Genomic DNA, 16,109 nt, shown 5'->3' on the forward strand with positions numbered 1-16,109 from the left:
AGCGACCTACGAGGTCCTACTCCCTCGACACCAGCCGGGACGGAACCTGCCCGGTTTGTTGAGCAAAGCTCGGGTGTGCCGTCCTGGTCCTCGATCGGCACGGTGTGCGCGCTTGGTTCTCGCAACGCGCGGCAGGCACTTCACCCGATCACGTGGTGCCCCCGCTCCGGCCTGAAGGCTGGGGCATCCTTGAAGGAGATCAGGTGAACGGCATGAGTGAGACCGTAGACGGTCCGCGCGGCTCGGACGCCGACGCCGACCTGCTGGAGGAGGAACTCCGGCAGGCCGCCGCCGTCCTGGACCCGCTGCCGCCGGCGCTGCTGCAGATCGCCGTGGACGCCTACGCGCTGCACGACCTGGACGCCAAGGTGGCCGAGCTGAGCTTCGACTCGCTGGTCGACGCCATCCCGGTCAGAGGGGCCGAGGACCCGCCGCGGATGCTCACCTTCAACGCGGGCGAGGTGACCGTGGACGTCGAGGTGACCGCGCACGGCCTCATGGGGCAGCTGATGCCGCCCCAGCAGGCCCAAATCGAGGTGCTGGGCGGACCGCAGCCGGGCTCCGTCCTCACCGCCGACGACATGGGCCGTTTCACCGGCGCCATCCCGCTCTCCGGCCCGTTCGCCCTGCGCCTGCGGACCGCCGGGGACGTGGTCGAGACGGAGTGGCTGCGCACCTGACCCGTATCCAGGGCCGGGCGCAGCGCGACGCGCTACGCCCGGGCGACGGGAACGGCATCCGGTCAGCGCGAGACCGCGTCCACCAGGTCCCGGAGAGCGGAGGCCACATCCACCAGGCCCGGCCCCGCGGGACCGCCAGGCTCGGCCATGTACGTGTCCCTGCGGATCTCCACCATCAGTGCCGTCACCTCGGCCCGCTTCTCGTAGAACTCCAGCGGCACGTACGTCCCGGCGAACGGGCTGTCGAGTCCCGTCTCCCCGCAGGGGGCGAACGCCTCGCGGGCCGCGTCGAGCAGACCGGCCGGTGTGTGGAAGGCGTCGGTGCCCAGGCAGACCGGCGGGCGCGGGCCCGCGCCGTGGAGTTCGTAGGGCAGGGGCGCGGTGGGGTAGGAGTGGACGTCGATGATCACGGCTCGCCCGGTGGCCGCCAGACGGTCCGCCACCGCCTGGGTCATGGCCTGTGCGTACGGACGGAAGTACCGCTCGATCAGCGGCCCGTGGTCGAACCCGTCGGGCCGCAGCGCCTCCTTGTGCGTGGTGCGGGTGTAGACCGCGCCCATCCCGGACGCCAGCATCTCCTCCCGCTCGTCCGGGAACCGCTCGGGGTCGATCACCAGCCGGGACAGCCCGTTCACGAACCGCCACGGAGTGATCCCGGCGGCCTCGGCGGCGGCCTCGGCGATCGCGGCGGTGTGCGCGTCGGTGATGTGGTCCAGCTCCCGCTCCAGCTCCGCGTCGCCCAGCACGATCCCGGACCGCACCTCGGCCGGTATCTCCCGCGAGGAGTGCGGTACATGGAGGATCACGGGGGAGTCCCCGGCTCCGGGGAGGAGATCGTAGGACTGCGGGGTGTCGGCCATCGGGCTGCTCCAGGAGGGTTCGTCAGTGGTGCACGGCATGATCAAGGTGCCACACACCACTGACAACACGTCGAGACCGGGAGCCGCCGTGCCGGCTACCCCAGCAACTCGCGGATCAGCGCGCCGACCTGTTCCGTCTCGAGGAGGAAACCGTCGTGTCCGTAGGGCGACTCCACCACTCTGAGCCGGTCGGCACCGGGAAGGTGCGCGGCCAGCTCGGCCTGCTGGGACAGCGGATAGAGACGGTCCGAGTCGACCCCGGCCACCAGCGCGGGCGCGGTCACCCGGCGCAGGGCCGCAGGGACGCCACCCCTGCCGCGTCCCACGTCGTGGCCGTTCATCGCCTCCGTCAACGCCACGTAGCTGCCCGCGTCGAACCTCCGGACAAGCTTGACCGCGTGGTGGTCGAGGTACGACTCGACCTGGTACCGGCCGCCGCGCCACGGATCCTCCGTACCCTGCGGCTCCCGGCCGAACCGGGCCGACAGTTCCGGCTCGCTCCGGTAGGTGACGTGGGCGATGCGGCGGGCGATCCCCAGTCCGGCGTGCGGGCCCCGGCCGGTGTCGTGGTAGTCGCCGCCGCACCAGTGCGGATCGCTGCGAATGGCGTGCAGCTGGAGGGTGGACCAGGCGATCTGCTCGCCACTCGCGGCCGCCGCGGTGGCGAGCAGCAGCAGCGCCCCCGTGCGTTCCGGATGCGTCACCGCCCACTCCACGGCACGCATCCCGCCCATCGAACCGCCGACGACCAGCGCCCACGTCCCGACGCCGAGCGCGTCCGCCAGCCGGGCCTCGGCGGCGACCTGGTCCCGCTGGGTCAGGTAGGGGAAGGCACCGCCCCACCGGCGCCGCCCGCCGGGGCGTGGTGAAGCCGGTCCCGTGCTGCCCTGGCAGCCGCCCAGCACGTTCGGGGCGACGACGAACCAGCGGTCGGTGTCGAGGGCCAGACCGGGCCCGATCAGCCCGTCCCACCAGCCCGCCGTGGGATGACCGGGGCCGGCCGGTCCGGCCGCATGGCTGTCACCGGTGAGCGCGTGCAGCACCAGGACGGCATTGGACCCGTCCGGCGCAAGCCGCCCCCAGGTCTCGAACGCCAATTCCACACCGGGGAGTTCACCGCCCGCCTCCAGCGGCAGCGGCGTACCGAGGGCGTGCCGTTGACGCCGTCCGGGCGGGTCCCCCTCCTGCCAGGCCCCGGTGGCCGACGGGAGGGGAACCGATGTTCCGGAGGCTGCGAAGGCGCTCAGGGGGCACCCTTGGCCGCGCGGAAACCGGACTCCAGGTCGGCCGTGAGGTCGGCGAGGCTCTCGATGCCGACCGAGAGCCGCACCAGACCCGGCGCGGTGCCGGTCGCCTCGAGCTGCTCCTCGTCCAGCTGGCTGTGGGTGGTGGACGCCGGGTGGATGATCAGGCTGCGCACATCACCGATGTTGGCGAGGTGGCTGAACAGCTCCACACCGTCCACGAACCGCTTGCCCGCTTCGACACCGCCCTTCAGTTCGAAGGAGAACACCGCGCCGGCACCGCGGGGGAGGTACGTCCGCGCTGCCTCGTGCCAGCGGCTGGACGGCAGGCCCGGGTAGTGCACCACCGCCACCTCGTCGCGCTGCTCCAGCCACTCCGCCAGCGCCTGCGCGTTGGCGGACTGCCGCTCCATGCGCAGGCTCAGCGTCTCCACGCCCTGCAGCAGCAGGAAGGCGGAGTGCGGGGCGATGGCCGGTCCGAGGTCGCGCAGCAACTGGACGCGCAGCTTGACCGCGAACGCACCGGGTCCGAGCGCCGGCCAGTAGCGCAGGCCGTGGTAGCTGGGGTCGGGCTCGGTGAAGTCCGGGAACCGCTCGGCGTGCGCGCCGAAGTCGAAGGTGCCGCCGTCCACGACCACGCCGCCGAGCGTGGTGCCGTGCCCGCCGAGGAACTTCGTCGCCGAGTGCACCACGATGTCCGCGCCGTGCTCGAACGGGCGCAGCAGATAGGGCGTGGGGATCGTGTTGTCCACGACCAGCGGCACGCCCGCCCCGTGCGCCGCGTCCGCGACCGCCCGTACGTCGAGCACGTTGCCCCGCGGATTGCCCAGCGTCTCGGCGAAGAACGCCTTGGTGTTCGGCCGGACGGCCGCCCGCCAGGCATCGGCGTCGTCGGGATCGTCGACGAAGGACACCTCGATGCCGAACTTCGGCAGGGTGTGCCGGAAGAGGTTGTACGTTCCGCCGTACAGCGAGGAGGCCGAGACGATGTGGTCGCCGGTCCCGGCGAGTGTCAGGAGGGCCAGCGTCTGCGCGGCCTGCCCCGAGGACAGCGCCACCGCCGCCACACCACCCTCCAGGGCGGCGACGCGCTGCTCGAAGACGTCCTGGGTGGGGTTGTGGATGCGGGTGTAGATGTTCCCCGGCTCCGCCAGCGAGAAGAGGTCGGCCGCGTGCTGGGTGTCCCGGAACACGAACGAGGACGTCTGGTAGATCGGCGTGGCCCGGGACCCGGTCGTGGGATCGGGCTCGGCGCCGGCGTGGATCTGCTTCGTCTCGAACGACCAGGCCGACATGTCGGGACCGGTGGACGTCTCCTCGGGAGTGTGACCGGCGAGGGCGGGTTCGGTGGGCTGACTCACGGTGTGCTCCTCGTGCGCAGTGCGGGCGCGGACGACGGGTGGGCGTGCGGATCCGCGGATGTACCTGTGGGGTGCGGGGGCGTGCCGGATGTCCCTGGGGATCAGGGCGTCGGGAAAGACCACGTGCCGACGTAGGTGTCGGCTTCTCGCGCGACACGCCGTAGTGGTGACACGTGCGCGGTCGCGGTGGCAGCGTGTCACCAGCTCGATGCTACGACGAGGGGGGCTGGAAATGAGATGGCGTCTCAGTAAGTGGTCGGTCTCTTCACGCGGCATTCACGAACGTGATGTGACCGGGGCACGGCCCGCCGGCCGGGCCGGCGCCGAACACGGCTCCGCCCCGGCCGGGCGTCATGCCGACCGGGGCGGAGCCAGTGGATCCTTTGCCTGCTCGCGTCAGCTCAGCGACGCGAGCGCCTCGTTCCACGTGGTGGACGGGCGCATGACCGCGGCGGCCTTGGCCGGGTCGGGCTGGTAGTAGCCGCCGATCTCGACCGGCTCACCCTGGACGGCGATCAGCTCGTCGACGATCTTCTGCTCCTTCGTGGCGAGGGTCTCGGCGAGCGAGGCGAAGGCCTTCGCCAGGTCGGCGTCGTCGGTCTGCCCGGCCAGCTCCTGCGCCCAGTACAGGGACAGGTAGAAGTGGCTGCCGCGGTTGTCGATGCCGCCGAGGCGACGGCTCGGGGACTTGTCCTCGTTGAGGAAGGTCGCCGTGGCGCGGTCGAGCGTGTCGGCGAGGACCTTGGCGCGGGTGTTGCCCGTGGTCTCGGCGAACTGCTCCAGGGACGGCACCAGGGCGAAGAACTCGCCCAGGGAGTCCCAGCGCAGGTAGTTCTCCTTGACCAGCTGCTGCACGTGCTTGGGCGCGGAACCGCCCGCACCCGTCTCGAACAGGCCGCCGCCCGCCATCAGCGGGACGACCGACAGCATCTTGGCGCTGGTGCCCAGCTCCAGGATCGGGAACAGGTCGGTGAGGTAGTCGCGCAGCACGTTGCCGGTGACCGAGATGGTGTCCTCGCCGCGGCGGATGCGCTCCACCGACAGCTTGGTGGCCTCGACCGGGTTCAGGACGCGGATGTCCAGGCCCTCGGTGTCGTGCTCGGTCAGGTACTGCTCGACCTTGGCGATCAGGTTGGCGTCGTGGGCGCGGGTCTCGTCCAGCCAGAACACGGCCGGGTCGCCGGTGGCGCGGGCGCGGGTGACGGCCAGCTTCACCCAGTCGCGGATCGGCGCGTCCTTGGTCTGGCAGGCGCGGAAGATGTCGCCGGCGGAGACGGTCTGCTCCAGGACGACATCGCCGGCCTGGTCGACCAGGCGGACGGTGCCGGTGACCGGGATCTCGAAGGTCTTGTCGTGGCTGCCGTACTCCTCGGCCTTCTGCGCCATCAGGCCGACGTTCGGGACCGAGCCCATCGTGGACGGGTCGAAGGCGCCGTTGGCGCGGCAGTCCTCGATCACGGCCTGGTAGACGCCGGAGTAGCTGGAGTCCGGCAGCACCGCGAGGGTGTCGGCCTCCTGGCCGTCGGGGCCCCACATGTGGCCGGAGGTGCGGATCATGGCCGGCATGGAAGCGTCCACGATGACGTCCGAGGGGACGTGCAGGTTGGTGATGCCCTTGTCGGAGTCGACCATCGCCAGCGCCGGGCCCTCGGCGAGCTCGGCGTCGAAGGACGCCTTGATCTCCGCGCCCTCGGGCAGGCCCTCGAGGCCCTTGTAGATGCCGCCCAGACCGTCGTTCGGGCTGAGGCCGGCCGTGGCGAGCTGCTCGCCGTACCGCGCGAACGTCTTCGGGAAGAAGACGCGCACCACGTGGCCGAAGACGATCGGGTCGGAGACCTTCATCATCGTGGCCTTCAGGTGCACGGAGAACAGCACACCCTCCTGCTTGGCGCGGGCGACCTGCACGGTGAGGAACTCGCGCAGCGCGGCGACCCGCATCACGGAGGCGTCGACGACCTCGTCCTTCAGGACGGGTACGGACTCGCGCAGCACCGTGGTGGTGCCGTCGTCGCCGACCAGCTCGATGCGCAGCGCGCCGTCCGCGGCGATCACCGCGGACTTCTCGGTGGAGCGGAAGTCGTTCTCGCCCATCGTCGCCACATTGGTCCTGGAGTCGGCGCTCCAGGCACCCATGCGGTGCGGGTGGTTCTTGGCGTAGTTCTTCACCGAGGCGGGGGCGCGGCGGTCGGAGTTGCCCTCACGCAGGACCGGGTTCACAGCGGAACCCTTGATCTTGTCGTAGCGGGCGCGGATCTCGCGCTCCTCGTCGGTCTTCGGGTCGTCCGGGTAGTCCGGCAGCGCGTAGCCCTGGCCCTGGAGCTCGGCGACCGCGGCCTTGAGCTGCGGGATCGACGCCGAGACGTTCGGCAGCTTGATGATGTTGGCTGCGGGGGTCTTCGCCAGCGCGCCGAGCTCGGCGAGGGCGTCCGGGACGCGCTGGTCCTCGGCGAGGTACTCCGGGAACACGGAGATGATGCGTCCGGCCAGCGAGATGTCACGCGTCTCCACGGGGACACCGGCCTGTGCGGCGTACGCCCGGACCACCGGCAGGAACGAATACGTCGCCAGTGCGGGGGCCTCGTCAGTGTGCGTATAGATGATGCTCGAGTCAGTCACCGGGTGCTCCGCTCCACGTCCGTCTGCAACATTGCTCGACATCAAGATATCCCGTACGCGCCCTGAGCTCGACAGGGGTCCGGACCGCATGGGGGCCGACCGTGTCGGCTCCCATGGGTTTCGGACCCCGGCGGTGGGCGGCCGCCCCGCCCACCCACCGCGGGCCCCGGGGACCACCGCGGACCGGCCTGCCCTCCGTACGTCACACCGGGGCCGTACGTCACACCGGGCGGAACGCCGTCATGTCGCCCGGCTCCGGCTCGGTGCCGCGCTGCTGCGGGAACACCACCGAGCCCTGCTGCAACGCCACCGTCCGCGCGGGCGACGGAATGCGGATGCCCTCCTCGCGGTAGCGCCGGTGCAGGCGCTTGATGAACTCGTGCTTGATCCGGTACTGGTCGCTGAACTCGCCGACGCCGAGGATCACGGTGAATCCGATGCGCGAGTCGCCGAAGGTGTGGAAACGCACCGCCGGCTCGTGCTCCGGGAGCGCACCGGTGATCTCCGTCATCACCTCGGTGACGACCTCCTTGGTCACCTCCTCGACCTGCTCCAGGTCGCTGTCGTACGACACTCCGGCCTGCACCAGGATGGTGAGCTCCTGCTCGGGACGCATGAAGTTGGTCATGTTCGTCTTCGCGAGCTGCCCGTTGGGGATGACCACCAGGTTGTTGGAGAGCGCGCGGACCGTCGTCTGACGCCAGTTGATGTCCTCGACATAGCCCTCCTCGCCGCTGCTCAGCCGGATGTAGTCACCGGGCTGGACGGTCTTGGAGGCGAGGATGTGGATGCCCGCGAACAGGTTGGCGAGCGTGTCCTGGAGCGCCAGCGCGACCGCCAGACCGCCGACGCCCAGAGCGGTGAGCATCGGGGCGATGGAGATGCCCAGCGTCTGGAGCACCACGAGGAAGCCGATCGCCAGGACCAGGATCCGGGTGATGTTCATGAAGATCGTGGCCGAGCCGGCGACGCCGGACCGGGCCTGGGTCACCGACTGCACCAGGCCGGCCACCACCCGCGACACCGACAGCGTCGCCGCGAAGATGACCAGCACCGTCAGCGTCTGGTTGACGTTGTGCTGCACGGTCCGGGTCAGCGGCAGCGCGGCCGCCGCGGACGCGGCACCGCCCGCGAGGGCCGCCCACGGCGCGATCATGCGCAGGGCGTCCACGGCGACGTCGTCGCCGCGCCACTGGGTCCGGTCCGCGTGCCGGCCCAGCCAGCGCAGCAGCATGCGCAGCAGGAACGCCGCGACCAGGCCCGCGACGATCGCGATACCGGCGAACAGCACATCGTTCATGGTGAGCGCGCGCGTCATCGCTCACCTCCGGCGAGCGCCCATGCCGTGGGGCGTATGTGATGTCGTGTCACGTCTCGTCACCTGCTCGCATTCGGGGGTGCCGGGAGAGTGCGGCCCGGGAGGGTGCGCCGTGCCGAACCGGCCGGCCTGCGGTCGGCGCAATCGCTCATCCTGCCGTATCCGGCAGGGCAGTTCGTACCACACCGTGGCCGGGAGGCGCCCTGCTGCCGCCCTGGTCAGATCACCTTCAACCGCACCAGCGCGCCCAGCGTCAGTGCTCCGGGCAGCAACGGCAGCCACACCGTGACGATCCGGAACGCCAGCACCACCGCCGTGGCCACCGCGGCCGCCCCACCCGCCGCGACCAGCGCCACGATCAGGGCAGCCTCCACCGAACCGAGCCCGCCCGGCGTGGGCACCAGCGCGACCGCGACGGTCGCCGCGAGATACGCCACCGCCATGTGCGCGACCGGCACCGACAGCCCCAGCGCCAGCCCCACCAGGATCAGCGACGCCGCCTGCAGCGCCGGGAACGCGAGCGCACCGCCCCACAGTGCCAGCGCCCTCGACGGCCGGGTGTGCACCGACCGGGCCTCGCCGAGTGCTGTTCGCAGGAAGGAGACCACGGCCGTCCGTACCCGCCGTACGAGCGCGAGCACGGCCGTCGCGGCGGCCAGCACCGCGCCGAGCACGAGCAGCAGGGGGCCCAACGCGCCCTCGGGCAGCAGGGATCCGGGGCGCAACACGTCCGGGAACACGACGAGCAGCGCGCCCAGCAGGGCCACCCGGCCGATGGACTCCGCCAGCAGATACAGCGCGAGGGCGGCCGAGGAGCGGGTCAGGGACAGCCCGCGCACCGTCATGAACCGCAGGTTGACCGCGCTCGCACCCAGCCCCGTCGGCAGTAGATGGTTGGCCGCGCCCGCCGCGAACTGCGTGGCCAGCAGCCGCCGCGCGGGGAGCCGTTCGAGGACCGCGCCCTGCCGGGTGCACGCGGCGGCCACCCAGGTCAGACAGGTCGAGCCGGCCGCGGCCAGCAGCCAGGGCCACCGCGCGGTGCCCAGATGGACGAAGCCGTCGGCGAGCACCGACCGCTGCCGCACCGCGACCACGGTCACGAGCAGCAGGGGAAGGACGTACAGGATCCTGCGGATGGTCCGCGTCACATCAAGGAAGCCTTTCCGCCCCGCGCCAACTGCGGGTGGCGGCAGGCCGGACGGCGGCTTACGGCTGGGCAGCGGCTGCTGGAGCGTCATACGGACCTCACATGCCCCGAACGAGTGGCGAGCCTTGACCTCAACAACGCTTGGGGTTCTACCTTCTCCGACATGAGCATGGAGACCACCGCCTGGACCCAGTTGCACAGCGTCATGAACGCCGAGGAGGAACGCCGCCCCTTCGCGCGGGAAACGCTACGCCGCATCGCAGGGTTCGCCCGCCCGCACCGCCGCCGCATGACCCTCTTCGTCCTGCTCGGAGCCGCCACCGCGCTGCTCGCCGTCGCCACCCCCGTACTGGCCGGCCGCGTCGTCGACACCATCGTGTCCGACGGCGACTCGGCCACGGTCGTCCGGCTGGCCCTGCTCATCGCGCTGATCGCGGTGGCGGAGGCAGCCCTCGGCATCCTCGGCCGGAGGCTGTCGGCATCCCTCGGCGAGGAACTCATCCTCGATCTGCGGACCGCCGTCTTCGACCATGTGCAGCGGATGCCGGTCGCGTTCTTCACACGCACCCGTACGGGTGCGCTCGTCTCCCGTCTCAACAACGACGTGATCGGCGCCCAGCGGGCCTTCAGCAACACCCTGTCCACCGTGGTCGGCAACGTCGTCACGCTGGTGCTCGCCCTGGCCGTGATGCTCACCCTCTCCTGGCGGATCACCCTGCTCGCCCTGGTGCTGCTGCCGGTGTTCGTGATCCCCGCCCGGCGCATGGGCCGCCGCATGGCCGGGATGCAGCGCGAGGCCGCCGCCCTGAACGCGGCCATGGGCACCCGGATGACCGAGCGCTTCTCGGCCCCCGGCGCCACCCTGGTCAAACTCTTCGGCCGCCCGCAGGAGGAGTCGGAGGAGTTCGCGGTGCGCGCCCGCAGGGTCCGGGACATCGGCGTACGGACGGCCACCGCCCAGACCGTGTTCATCACCGCGCTCACCCTCGTCTCCGCCCTCGCCCTGGCCCTCGTCTACGGCGTCGGCGGCCACCTCGCCCTGCGCGGTTCCCTGGAGCCCGGCGCGGTCGTGTCCCTGGCACTGCTGCTGACCCGCCTGTACGCGCCGCTGACCTCCCTCGCAGGGGCGCGGGTGGAGGTGATGAGCGCCCTGGTCAGCTTCGAGCGGGTCTTCGAGGTGCTGGACCTGAAGCCGCTCATCAAGGAGAAGCCGGACGCCCGGGACGTGCCCGACGGCCCGGTCTCCGTCGAGTTCGACGACGTCCGCTTCGGCTACCCGTCCGCCGACAAGGTCTCCCTCGCCTCCCTGGAGGAGGTCGCCGCCCTGGACACGCACGGCTCCGCCGAGGTCCTGCACGGCATCTCCTTTTGCGCCGAACCCGGGCAGACCGTGGCCCTCGTCGGCTCCTCCGGCGCCGGCAAGTCGACCATCGCGCAGCTGCTGCCGCGCCTCTACGACGTCGACTCGGGCGCCGTGCGGGTGGGCGGCGTCGATGTCCGGGACCTGACCGCGGGGTCGCTGCGCGACACCCTCGGCATGGTCACCCAGGACGGCCACCTCTTCCACGACACGGTCCGCGCCAACCTGCTGCTGGCCGCGCCCGCCGCGAGCGAGCCCGACCTGTGGGACGCGCTGCGCCGTGCCCGCCTGGACGACCTCGTGCGCTCCCTGCCCGACGGTCTGGACACGGTGGTCGGGGAGCGCGGCTACCGGTTCTCCGGCGGTGAGCGCCAGCGGATGACCATCGCCCGGCTGCTCCTTGCCCGGCAGCGGGTGGTCCTCCTCGACGAGGCCACCGCCCACCTGGACAACACCTCCGAGGCGGCCGTCCAGGAGGCGCTCACGGAGGCCCTGGAGGGCAGGACGGCCCTCGTCATCGCGCACCGCCTGTCCACGGTCCGGGCCGCGGACCGGATCCTGGTCGTCGAGGCCGGCCGGATCGTGGAACAGGGCACGCACGAGGAACTCCTGGCGGTCGGCGGCCGCTACGCCGAGCTGCACCGCACCCGGTTCGCCCGCCGGCCCGCGGACCACGACCGGAGTGCGGCGGCGGTGGTGTAGAGCACGCCCGCGACGCCCCGTACGAGAGACGCCCCGTACGAGATATGCGAGAGCGCCGCCGCAGACCCCGGACCGGGGCCTGCGGCGGCGCTCTCGCGTACGACCGCGGTCGTCTACGGCTCCTTGCCGTCTCCTACGGCGAGCCGTGCGGCGTCACTGTCCGCGGCTGCCCGCCTTGGCCCGCCCGGAGCTCTCCCCGTCGCCGGACTTCCCGCGCACCGGACCGCTACGGCCACGGCTGCCGCCGCGACGGCCGCCACGGTTACGGCGGCCGCTGTACGCATCGAGTTCGATGGCGAGCGGTGACGCGGTCAGCACCGACGAGTACGTACCCACCAGCATGCCGATCAGCAGGGCGAGCGCGAAGTCGGTGAGCGAGTCACCGCCCAGCAGAGCCAGCGCGGCCAGGATGAAGATCACACCGATACCGGTGTTGACCGTACGGGGCACCGTCTGCAGGACCGCCATGTTGGTGGACTGGGGCAGGGGCGCCTTGGGATCCTTCTGCCACAGTTCCCGGACGCGGTCGAAGACCACGACGGAGTCGTTCACCGAGTAACCGACCACGGTGAGCAGCGCGGCCAGGAAGATCCCGTCGATCGGCTTGCCCAGCCACGCGAAGATACCGGTGAGGATCACCACGTCGTGGGCCAGGGTGCTGACCGCCGCCGTACCGAACATCCAGCGGAACCGGAAGGCGAGGTACAGGAGCTGGGCGCCGAGGGCCAGGCCGAGCGCGATCAGCGCGTTGCGGCGCAGTTCGTCGCCGAGGCTCGGGCCGATCAGCTCGTCGCGGACCTTCTCCGCTCCGCCGCCGACCTCGTCGATGGTCTCGGCGACCTTGACCGCCTCGGCGTTGCTCAGCTCCTCGGTACGCACCGTCAGGCCGTTGTCCCCGGAGGACTGCACGACGGCCTGCGGGAAGCCGGCGTCGGCCAGGGCCGCACGGGCTCGGTCCGGATCGACGGTCTTGGTGGTCGAGTACTCGATCAGCCGGCCGCCGGTGAACTCGACACCGAAGTTCAGCCCGCGCACCACGATGCCGGCGCCGGTGACGATGAGTACGAGGAGGGACACCATGAGCCAGCGGCGCGGGCGGTGCATCAGCTGCGGGTTGCGACGGGTGAGGTACTCACGGACCCGCCCGATGGAGGCCAGACCGGTGAGCTTGGGACGGCGGTGCACCCAGCGGCGCTCCACGGCGAACTCGGCCAGCACCCGCGTGATCACCAGTGCGCTGATGATGGAGGCGAGGACACCGATGGCCAGAGTGACGCCGAAGCCCTTCACCGGACCGGAGGCGAGCAGGAACAGCAGCCCCGCCGCGATGAGCGTGGTGATGTTGGAGTCGGCGATCGCGCTGAACGCGCCCTTGAAGCCGGCGGTCAGGGCCGAGCGGCTGCTGGGCCGGTTGCGTTTGCTGTACTCCTCGCGCGCTCGTTCGAAGACCAGCACATTGGCGTCGACGGCCATACCGATCGCCAGGACGAAACCAGCCAGACCCGGCAGGGTCAGGGTCGCGCCGAGGCCCGCGAGAGCGGCGTAGGAGATCACGCCGTAGCAGGCCAGGGCCACGATGGCCAGGAAACCCATCAGCCGGTAGACGACGATGATGAACAGCGCGGTGAGCGCGGTGCCGACGGCGGCGGCCCAGGCGCTCGACTCGATGGCCTCGGCACCCAGCGTCGGGCCCACGGTCCGCTGCTCGACCGTCTCGACCGGCACCGGAAGAGCACCGCCGCTGATGAGCAGGGCGAGTTCCTTGGAGTCGTCACCGGTGAAGGACCCGGTGATCTGGGTGGACCCGCCGGTGATGCCGGCCCCGCAGGCCACGGACGGGTCGACCTGCGGCGACGAGATGACCTTGTTGTCCAGCACGATCGCGACCCGGCGCTTGTGATCACCCGCGGGATTGCAGGCCGCCTCGCCGGTCAGCTTCGACCAGCCCTTGTCGTCGGCGAAGTCCACGGTGACCATCCAGCCGGCACCGCTCTGCGGGTCGAAGGTGGCCTCGGCGCCCTTCACGTCCTGGCCGGTGAGCGCGGCGGGGGCCAGGTGGAGCCGCTCCCCGGCCTCGCCTCCCAGGACGCGTTCGCCCTTGGGCAGCTTCTTGGCGGACTCGGGATCGGTACCGGGGCCGAGCACCGGGTGGACGGTGAGCTGCGCGGTACGGCCCAGCACCTCGGCGGCCTGCCGCGGGTCCTGCACACCGGGCAGTTCCACGATGATCCGGTTGTCCCCGGACCGGACGATGGTGGGTTCGGCGACACCGAGGGCGTCGATACGGCCGCGCAGCACCTCGAGCGTGCGGTCCGTCGCCTCGCCGTTGGCCTCAAGGGTTTCGGTGGAACGGGTCTCCAGCACGATCTGGGTACCGCCGCGCAGGTCGAGTCCCAGACGGACGGGGACCGTCGCGGCGATGTAGACGGACAGGACGATCACGACAAGTGCGAACAACGCCCGGACACGGGCGGAACTTTTCACGGATGACTCCAGCAGGCACACCGCGGCCGGTCCGGGACGCGGCGGAGAGGAAAAGGAACAGGACTCTCATGTGCTGGACGGTCCGGGAGGCCCCCGGCCGAGGTCCGACGGCATGTGGGCGGCGGCGGGCGGCGCATGCCCGGCCGCCGGGGCGGGCCGGGCCGGCTGCGGGGGTATGCGGGGGGTGTGCGCGGGAGTGAAGAGCAGATGGCCCGCCGGCACCGTGCGCTCCCCGGCATCGCGCTGCGGCCTCAGGGGGACGATACGGGCGGTGCAGCCGTCGTCGGTGTGCGGACGGATGTCGGACGAGTGGGTCCCGGGCGCGGCGGAGGGGTCCGGAACGGACGGTCCCGGCCCGTCGGACGCCGGGGCACCGGGCGCCGCAGGGGCGTCGTAGCCGGGTGGCTGCGCCGCGCGGACGGCCCGTGGGTCGTCGGTGAGGCCGAACCCCAGGGTCAGGAGTACGGCGGCCAGGGCGGCCAGGACCGCGACGGCGGGGAGCGGAAGGCGGGCGGTGCGGGAGGCGCGTCCCGGCAGGGTGGTGTTCAAGGCTCGACGAGCCCCGCGCGGATGGCGTAACGGGTCAGATCCAGGCGATCCCGCAGCCCCAGCTTGCTCAGCAGGTTCTCGCGGTGCCGCTGCACCGTCTTGATGCTGATGAAGAGCATCTCGGCGATCTCCTTCGACGAGTGTCCTTCGGCGACCAGCTTGAGCACCTCCTCCTCGCGCGGGGTCAGCAGCTGGGGTGCCTCCTCGCCGTGCTGGACCCGGTCGAGGTAGTTGCGGATCAGGGCAGTGACCGCCCCCGGGTACAGGAACGGCTCGTCCCGCATCGCGGCCCGGCAGGCGGCGACCAGATCGCGGTCGGCGACCGACTTCAGCACGTACCCGCCGGCCCCGGCCTTGAGCGCCTGGAACAGGTACTGCTCGTTGTCGTGCATCGTCAGCATCAGGATGCGCAGGCCCGGCTTCAGGGCGGACAGCTCACGGGCGGCCTGCAGACCGGTCATCCGGGGCATGGCGATGTCCAGCACCGCCAGGTCGATCTCCTGGGCGCGGGCCATGGAGATCGCCTCCGCACCGTCACCGGCCTCGGCCACGACCTCCAGGTCCGGCTCCCGGTCGAGGATCAGCCGGACGCCGCGGCGCACCAGGGCGTGGTCGTCGGCGAGCAGGATGCGGATCGGGGTCGGTGGGACCTGATGGTTCATGACTGCTTCCTGACGGCGGGCACGGCCAGCCGGATCCGGGTACCGGTCCGGGCGACGGGAGTGATGTCCAGTGTGGCCCCGATGAGCAGGGCCCGTTCACGCATACCGCGCAGACCGGCCCCCTCGTGGGCGGCGCCGATGCCACGGCCGTCGTCGGTCACCTCGAGAACGACACGGTCGTCGTCCCGGTACAGGCTCACCACTGCGGAACGCGCCTCGGCATGCCGGGCGACATTGGTCAGACTCTCCTGCGCCACACGGTAGATCACCAGCTCCGTACCGTTGTCCAGAGTGGGCAGATCGGCGCCGAAACGGCGCTGCACCCGCAACCCGGTGTGCGTGGCGAACTCGGTGGCGAGCGAGGTGACCGCACTGACCAGACCGAGATCGTCCAGTACGCCCGGACGTAGCCGGCGCACCAGCCGGCGGACCTCGTCCAGACTCTCCCGGGTGATCTCCTGCACCTGCTGGATCTCGTCGCGCAGCGGAGCGGGCGCCTCGTCGGCGACCCGCTTCAGGGCCAGCAGGATGGCGGTCATGCTCTGCCCGACCTCGTCGTGGAGTTCGGCGGCGATCCGGCGCCGCTCCGCCTCCTGGGCGAGCAGGGCGCGGGCGCTGCTCGCGGCGCGCTCCTTCTCCAGCCGCTCCAGCATGGCGTTGAACGTGCTGACCAGCTCGGCGACCTCCCCGCCGCCGCGCACCGGAAGCCGTTGACCGGGCCGCAGCAGGTCGACGGTGGTCATCAGCCGGGTCACCCGGTCCAGCGGGGCGAGCCCGATCTGCAGCAGGGCCGCGTTGGCGACGAGCATCACACTCATGCCGCCCACGAGGATCACCGCCTCGGTCAGCAGCACCGGCACGGACACGGTCACCGGAGCCCACAGCAGCAACGCGGTGGCCGCGCCCAGCACCAACGCGTTGAGTCCGAAGATCCGCCAGTACAGGGACACGGAGGTCACGCCTTTCCTCTTTCGTCTGCCTCTACTGTCGGGCACCGCCTCTACTGTCGGGCACCGCGACACCTGATGCGGCAGCGGCCCCTGATCCCGGCGAACAGCGAAACAGACACAGTGCACGAGCCGACGGCCTCCGGTCAATGGGCTCCGTGACCCATTTCCGCCCGCCC

Annotated in this window: 12 protein-coding genes; 2 read left to right on the top strand and 10 right to left on the bottom strand. The window is 71.4% G+C overall.

Annotation, left to right across the window (positions count from 1 at the left end):
* Positions 1-212 precede the first annotated feature (212 nt).
* Complete coding sequence (locus ACFPZI_RS04000; protein WP_381358274.1) at positions 213-680, top strand: hypothetical protein; 468 nt, start codon at positions 213-215, stop codon at positions 678-680.
* Between the two features lie 62 nt (positions 681-742).
* Here the strand turns inward: ACFPZI_RS04000 and ACFPZI_RS04005 are convergent, their stop codons facing one another.
* The 6 genes from ACFPZI_RS04005 to ACFPZI_RS04030 form a co-directional block, all read right to left on the bottom strand.
* The gene (locus ACFPZI_RS04005) at positions 743-1,540 is read right to left on the bottom strand and encodes an N-formylglutamate amidohydrolase (RefSeq protein ID WP_381358277.1); all 798 of its coding nucleotides are present in this window, start codon (positions 1,538-1,540) and stop codon (positions 743-745) included.
* A gap of 95 nt (positions 1,541-1,635) precedes the next feature.
* Positions 1,636-2,787 (bottom strand): homoserine O-acetyltransferase MetX, encoded by a 1,152-nt coding sequence (gene metX, locus ACFPZI_RS04010; protein WP_381358396.1) that lies wholly within the window; start codon positions 2,785-2,787, stop codon positions 1,636-1,638.
* Entirely contained in the window at positions 2,784-4,145 is a 1,362-nt protein-coding gene (locus ACFPZI_RS04015) for a bifunctional o-acetylhomoserine/o-acetylserine sulfhydrylase (protein WP_381358279.1), read from the bottom strand. Before ACFPZI_RS04015 ends, metX begins: the two co-directional genes overlap by 4 nt.
* 396 nt (positions 4,146-4,541) lie before the next feature.
* Positions 4,542-6,761 carry an NADP-dependent isocitrate dehydrogenase gene (locus ACFPZI_RS04020; protein WP_381358282.1) on the bottom strand — a complete coding sequence of 740 codons (2,220 nt, stop codon included), beginning with the start codon at positions 6,759-6,761 and terminating at the stop codon, positions 4,542-4,544.
* A 220-nt stretch (positions 6,762-6,981) separates the two neighbouring features.
* The gene (locus tag ACFPZI_RS04025; protein ID WP_381358284.1) at positions 6,982-8,079 is read right to left on the bottom strand and encodes a mechanosensitive ion channel family protein; all 1,098 of its coding nucleotides are present in this window, start codon (positions 8,077-8,079) and stop codon (positions 6,982-6,984) included.
* A 218-nt stretch (positions 8,080-8,297) separates the two neighbouring features.
* Entirely contained in the window at positions 8,298-9,317 is a 1,020-nt protein-coding gene (locus ACFPZI_RS04030; protein ID WP_381358287.1) for a lysylphosphatidylglycerol synthase transmembrane domain-containing protein, read from the bottom strand.
* 72 nt (positions 9,318-9,389) lie between these two features.
* Between ACFPZI_RS04030 and ACFPZI_RS04035 the strand changes: the two genes are divergently transcribed.
* A complete protein-coding gene (locus ACFPZI_RS04035) occupies positions 9,390-11,288 on the top strand; it encodes an ABC transporter ATP-binding protein (protein ID WP_381358290.1) in 1,899 nt (632 codons plus the stop codon).
* Positions 11,289-11,441: 153 nt separating this feature from the next.
* Here ACFPZI_RS04035 and secD read toward each other — a convergent pair whose 3' ends face one another.
* From secD to ACFPZI_RS04055, 4 genes are all read right to left on the bottom strand, one after another.
* On the bottom strand, positions 11,442-13,772 hold the full coding sequence (gene secD / locus ACFPZI_RS04040; RefSeq protein WP_381358293.1) for a protein translocase subunit SecD: 2,331 nt from the start codon (positions 13,770-13,772) through the stop codon (positions 11,442-11,444).
* Between the two features lie 66 nt (positions 13,773-13,838).
* Positions 13,839-14,321 carry a hypothetical protein gene (locus ACFPZI_RS04045; RefSeq protein ID WP_381358296.1) on the bottom strand — a complete coding sequence of 161 codons (483 nt, stop codon included), beginning with the start codon at positions 14,319-14,321 and terminating at the stop codon, positions 13,839-13,841.
* Positions 14,318-14,983 carry a response regulator gene (locus tag ACFPZI_RS04050; RefSeq protein WP_381358299.1) on the bottom strand — a complete coding sequence of 222 codons (666 nt, stop codon included), beginning with the start codon at positions 14,981-14,983 and terminating at the stop codon, positions 14,318-14,320. The genes ACFPZI_RS04045 and ACFPZI_RS04050 overlap by 4 nt, the downstream gene beginning before the upstream one ends.
* Entirely contained in the window at positions 14,980-15,933 is a 954-nt protein-coding gene (locus ACFPZI_RS04055) for a HAMP domain-containing sensor histidine kinase (RefSeq protein WP_381358398.1), read from the bottom strand. The genes ACFPZI_RS04050 and ACFPZI_RS04055 overlap by 4 nt, the downstream gene beginning before the upstream one ends.
* Between the last annotated feature and the right edge of the window lie 176 nt (positions 15,934-16,109).

The organism is Streptomyces chlorus, from assembly GCF_042655885.1.
GTDB classification, from domain to species: domain Bacteria; phylum Actinomycetota; class Actinomycetes; order Streptomycetales; family Streptomycetaceae; genus Streptomyces; species Streptomyces chlorus.

Bases quoted from the DNA above. Each gene is read 5' to 3' on its own strand.
- ACFPZI_RS04000 (WP_381358274.1), top strand. From the start codon at position 213: ATGAGTGAGACCGTAGACGGTCCGCGCGGCTCGGACGCCGACGCCGAC.
- ACFPZI_RS04005 (WP_381358277.1), bottom strand. From the start codon at position 1,540: ATGGCCGACACCCCGCAGTCCTACGATCTCCTCCCCGGAGCCGGGGAC.
- ACFPZI_RS04025 (WP_381358284.1), bottom strand. From the start codon at position 8,079: ATGACGCGCGCGCTCACCATGAACGATGTGCTGTTCGCCGGTATCGCG.
- ACFPZI_RS04030 (WP_381358287.1), bottom strand. From the start codon at position 9,317: ATGACGCTCCAGCAGCCGCTGCCCAGCCGTAAGCCGCCGTCCGGCCTG.
- ACFPZI_RS04035 (WP_381358290.1), top strand. From the start codon at position 9,390: ATGAGCATGGAGACCACCGCCTGGACCCAGTTGCACAGCGTCATGAAC.
- ACFPZI_RS04050 (WP_381358299.1), bottom strand. From the start codon at position 14,983: ATGAACCATCAGGTCCCACCGACCCCGATCCGCATCCTGCTCGCCGAC.